Source organism: Kribbella sp. (assembly GCF_035687465.1).
In the GTDB taxonomy this organism is placed as follows: domain Bacteria; phylum Actinomycetota; class Actinomycetes; order Propionibacteriales; family Kribbellaceae; genus Kribbella.
The window spans coordinates 1-4,140 of the sequence record NZ_DASRXP010000476.1; the positions used below are offsets into that span (position 1 = coordinate 1).

The window sequence follows — 4,140 nt, forward strand, 5'->3', positions numbered from 1 at the left end:
CTGGGGGTTCAGACCCAGGACGGACACGGTGCCCTGCTGCGGTCGCCGGTAGCCCTCACAGGTCTCCAGCGTGGTGGTCTTGCCGGCGCCGTTGGGGCCGAGCACGGACGTCACTGTTCCGCCGGATACGGTGAGACTGAGGCCGTCGACCGCGGCTTTCTCGCCGTACCGGACGACGAGGTTCTCGATCTCCACCGCGACTGGCACACCCGCAGTCTAGGAAACCCGTCGACGTGACGCTCCTCACGGTCACCCTTAGAGGCAGGCGGGGCGGCGTGAACCGGTTAGGGCAGCCTTATTTGAAGGCCCTTGGTAATTAGGTGACACTGATGTTGTGAAAACTCCCGCTCAGGACAGCCGTGTGCCTTCAGGCAGCGCTGTCGCGCGGGACGAGTCGACCCGGGACCGGGTCGCACGGTCGATCCTGACCAATGGCCCGTCCAGCGCCGCGGTGCTGGCCGAGCGGCTCGCGCTCACCCCGGCAGCGGTCCGCCGGCACCTCGACCACCTGCTCGAAGCGGGCCTGGTCGAGTCCCGCGAGGAGCGGGTCTACGGCCCCCGAGGCCGTGGCCGTCCCGCGAAGGTGTTCGTGCTGACCGACACCGGCCGGCACGCTTTCCACCAGGCGTACGACGACCTGGCCGCCACGGCGCTGCAGTTCATCGCCAAGGCGGGCGGGGAGGACGCGGTCGCCGAGTTCGCCCGGATCCGGGTCCACGAGGTGGAGAAGCGGTACCGGCAACTCGTGGACGAGGCTCCCGAGGGCAAGAAGGCGGAGGTGCTGGCCCAGGCGCTCAGCGCGGACGGGTTCGCCGCCTCCACCCAGCAGGCCGGTGCCGGCGAGCAACTCTGCCAGCACCACTGCCCGGTCGCGCACGTGGCCGAGCAGTTCCCCCAGTTGTGCGAGGCCGAGACCGAGGTCTTCTCGCGGTTGCTCGGCCGGCACGTCCAAAGACTGGCCACCATCGCCCACGGCGACGGTGTCTGTACTACGCACATTCCCGGTGCCCCGGCACCGGTTTCCCCTGTTTCCGACGGCGAATCTGCGAGGAATGCCTGATGACGCAAACCGCTCACCCCGAGCTCGACGGGCTCGGCACGTACAAGTTCGGCTGGTCCGACAGTGACGCTGCCGGTTCGGTCGCCAAGCGCGGCATCAACGCCGATGTCGTTCGCGGCATCTCGACGTTGAAGAACGAGCCGGAGTGGATGCTGGACCTGCGCCTGAAGGGCCTGAAGCTCTTCGACCGCAAGCCGATGCCGTCGTGGGGTGCCGACCTGTCCGGCATCGACTTCGACAACATCAAGTACTTCGTCCGCTCGACGGAGAAGCAGGCCACCAGCTGGGAAGAGCTGCCCGAGGACATCAAGAACACCTACGACAAGCTCGGCATCCCCGAGGCGGAGAAGCAGCGCCTCGTGGCCGGCGTAGCCGCGCAGTACGAGTCGGAGGTCGTCTACCACCAGATCCGTGAGGACCTGGAGGCGCAGGGTGTCCTCTTCCTGGACACCGACACCGCCCTGAAGGAGCACCCGGAGATCTTCCAGGAGTACTTCGGCTCCGTGATCCCGGTCGGCGACAACAAGTTCGCCGCGCTGAACACGGCGGTCTGGTCCGGCGGCTCGTTCATCTACGTGCCCAAGGGCGTCAAGGTGGACATCCCGCTGCAGGCCTACTTCCGGATCAACACCGAGAACATGGGCCAGTTCGAGCGGACCCTGATCATCGTCGACGAGGACGCCTACGTGCACTACGTCGAGGGCTGTACGGCGCCGATCTACAAGTCGGACTCGCTGCACTCCGCGGTGGTCGAGATCATCGTGAAGAAGGGCGCCCGCTGCCGCTACACGACGATCCAGAACTGGTCGAACAACGTCTACAACCTGGTCACCAAGCGCGCCACCTGCGAAGAGGGCGCGACGATGGAGTGGATCGACGGCAACATCGGTTCCAAGGTGACGATGAAGTACCCGGCCGTCTACCTGATGGGCGAGCACGCCAAGGGCGAGACGCTGTCGATCGCGTTCGCCGGCGAGGGCCAGCACCAGGACGCCGGTTCCAAGATGGTGCACAACGCGCCGTACACGTCGAGCTCGATCATCTCGAAGTCGGTCGCCCGCGGCGGCGGCCGGACGTCGTACCGGGGTCTGGTCGAGGTCGCGCCGGGCAGCCACCACAGCAAGTCCACGGTGCGCTGTGACGCGCTGCTGATCGACACGATCAGCCGCTCCGACACCTACCCGTACGTCGATGTCCGCGAGGACGACGTGACGATGGGGCACGAGGCGACCGTCTCCAAGGTCAGCGATGACCAGCTCTTCTACCTGATGAGCCGCGGGATGGCCGAGGACGAGGCGATGGCGATGATCGTCCGCGGCTTCATCGAGCCGATCGCCCGCGAGCTCCCGATGGAGTACGCGCTGGAACTGAACCGCCTGATCGAACTGCAGATGGAAGGGGCCGTCGGCTGATGTCAGCCACCGAAACCCTGGTCGCCACCGGCAACCAGGGCCACTCTCACGGGCCAGGATCGCCGGTGCCGCTGCAGGCCCGCAGCGAGCGCACCACGTCGTACGACGTGGCCGACTTCCCCGTGCCGAACGGGCGCGAGGAGGAGTGGCGCTTCACCCCGGTGAAGGCCCTGAAGGCCCTGTTCGCCGACGAGGCCGGGACCGAGATCCCGAAGATCGAGGCGACCGCGCCCGAGGGTGTGGTCGTCGAGACGATCAGTGCCGACGCGGTCAAGGCCCTCACGCCGCAGGACCGGATCGCCGCCATCGCGTGGAAGTACGCCGGTGACGTGCAGGCCGTCCGGATCCCGGTCGAGGCGGAGCTGATCGAGCCGGTGCACGTGAATGTCACCGGCCTGGGCGGTCGCGGCTTCGGTCACCTGGTGATCGAGGCCGGCCGGCACAGCCGGGCGACCGTGATCATCGATCACACCGGCGCCGGCGAGTACGGCGCATGCGTGGAGATCGTCGTCGGCGACGGCGCCGAGCTCCGGGTCGTCTCGATCCAGCAGGGCGACACCGAGTCGATCCACATCGCGCAGCACGACGCAGTACTGGGCCGCGATGCCAAGCTCAACCACGTCGCCGTCACCCTCGGCGGCAAGGTCGTCCGGCTGTCCACCAACGTCCGGTACGCCGGACCCGGTGGCGACGCGAATCTCCTCGGCGTGCTCTTCGCCGAGTCGGGTCAGCACCACGAGAACCGGCTCTTCGTCGACCACGAGGCGGTCAACTGCAAGAGCAACGTGCTCTACAAGGGCGCGCTGGCCGGCGAGGCCGCTCGCTCGGTGTGGATCGGCGATGTGCTGATCCGGGCCGCGGCCGAGGGCACCAACACCTTCGAACTGAACCGGAACCTGGTCCTGACCGAGGGCGCCCGCGCCGACTCGGTGCCGAACCTGGAGATCGAGACCGGTGAGATCGAGGGTGCCGGGCACGCCTCGGCGACCGGCCGGTTCGACGACGAGCAGCTGTTCTACCTGCAGGCCCGCGGCATCCCCGAGGACGCGGCCCGGCGGTTGGTGGTGTCCGGCTTCTTCAACGACATCATCGGCCGGATCGGCGTACCGGAGGTCACCGACCACCTGCACGAGGTGATCGAGCAGAAGCTGGCCAGGACGGCAGCCCTCACAGAGGCGACCAAGGCCTGAGATGACTGACTCGTTCGAGCGCGCCTGCGCGGTGGCCGACGTCCCTGACGAAGGGGTCGTGGCGACCGAGGTCGGCGGCGTGGAGGTGGCGGTCGTGAAGAGCGAAGGCCAGTACTTCGCCGTCCGGGACGAGTGCTCGCATGCGCAGATCCAGTTGTCCGAGGGCGAGGTCGGCGAGTGCGAGATCGAGTGCTGGCTGCACGGCTCGCGGTTCGACCTGCGGACCGGTGAGCCGACCAGCCTGCCGGCCTACGAACCGGTGCCGGTCTACCCGGTCCGACTCGACGGCGACGACCTACTGGTCGACGTCAAGAACCCCCTGAACCAAGCTTCCTAACCAGACGGAGATAGAAGACCCCATGGCGACACTCGAGATCCGCGACCTGCACGTGTCGGTCGACACCGAGAACGGCCCGAAGGAGATCCTGCGCGGCGTCGACCTGACCATCGCCGGTGGTCAGACGCACGCGATCATGGG

General features: G+C 67.5%; 5 protein-coding genes and 1 pseudogene. 5 read left to right on the top strand and 1 reads right to left on the bottom strand.

The window, feature by feature from the left end; genetic code table 11:
- On the bottom strand, positions 1-207 hold a 207-nt coding region (locus tag VFG33_RS24985), incomplete at its 3' end, for an ATP-binding cassette domain-containing protein (protein WP_325055383.1).
- A 154-nt stretch (positions 208-361) separates the two neighbouring features.
- On the opposite strand from VFG33_RS24985, the gene VFG33_RS24990 reads away from it, so the two are divergent.
- From VFG33_RS24990 to sufC, 5 genes and pseudogenes are all read left to right on the top strand, one after another.
- On the top strand, positions 362-1,060 hold the full coding sequence (locus VFG33_RS24990) for a helix-turn-helix transcriptional regulator (protein WP_325055384.1): 699 nt from the start codon (positions 362-364) through the stop codon (positions 1,058-1,060).
- Positions 1,060-2,472 carry a Fe-S cluster assembly protein SufB gene (gene sufB, locus VFG33_RS24995; RefSeq protein ID WP_325055385.1) on the top strand — a complete coding sequence of 471 codons (1,413 nt, stop codon included), beginning with the start codon at positions 1,060-1,062 and terminating at the stop codon, positions 2,470-2,472. The genes VFG33_RS24990 and sufB overlap by 1 nt, the downstream gene beginning before the upstream one ends.
- A complete protein-coding gene (gene sufD / locus VFG33_RS25000; protein WP_325055386.1) occupies positions 2,472-3,662 on the top strand; it encodes a Fe-S cluster assembly protein SufD in 1,191 nt (396 codons plus the stop codon). Before sufB ends, sufD begins: the two co-directional genes overlap by 1 nt.
- A 1-nt stretch (position 3,663) precedes the next feature.
- Complete coding sequence (locus VFG33_RS25005; RefSeq protein ID WP_325055387.1) at positions 3,664-3,999, top strand: non-heme iron oxygenase ferredoxin subunit; 336 nt, start codon at positions 3,664-3,666, stop codon at positions 3,997-3,999.
- 22 nt (positions 4,000-4,021) lie between these two features.
- A pseudogene (gene sufC / locus VFG33_RS25010) lies at positions 4,022-4,140 on the top strand (Fe-S cluster assembly ATPase SufC); the annotation flags it as partial.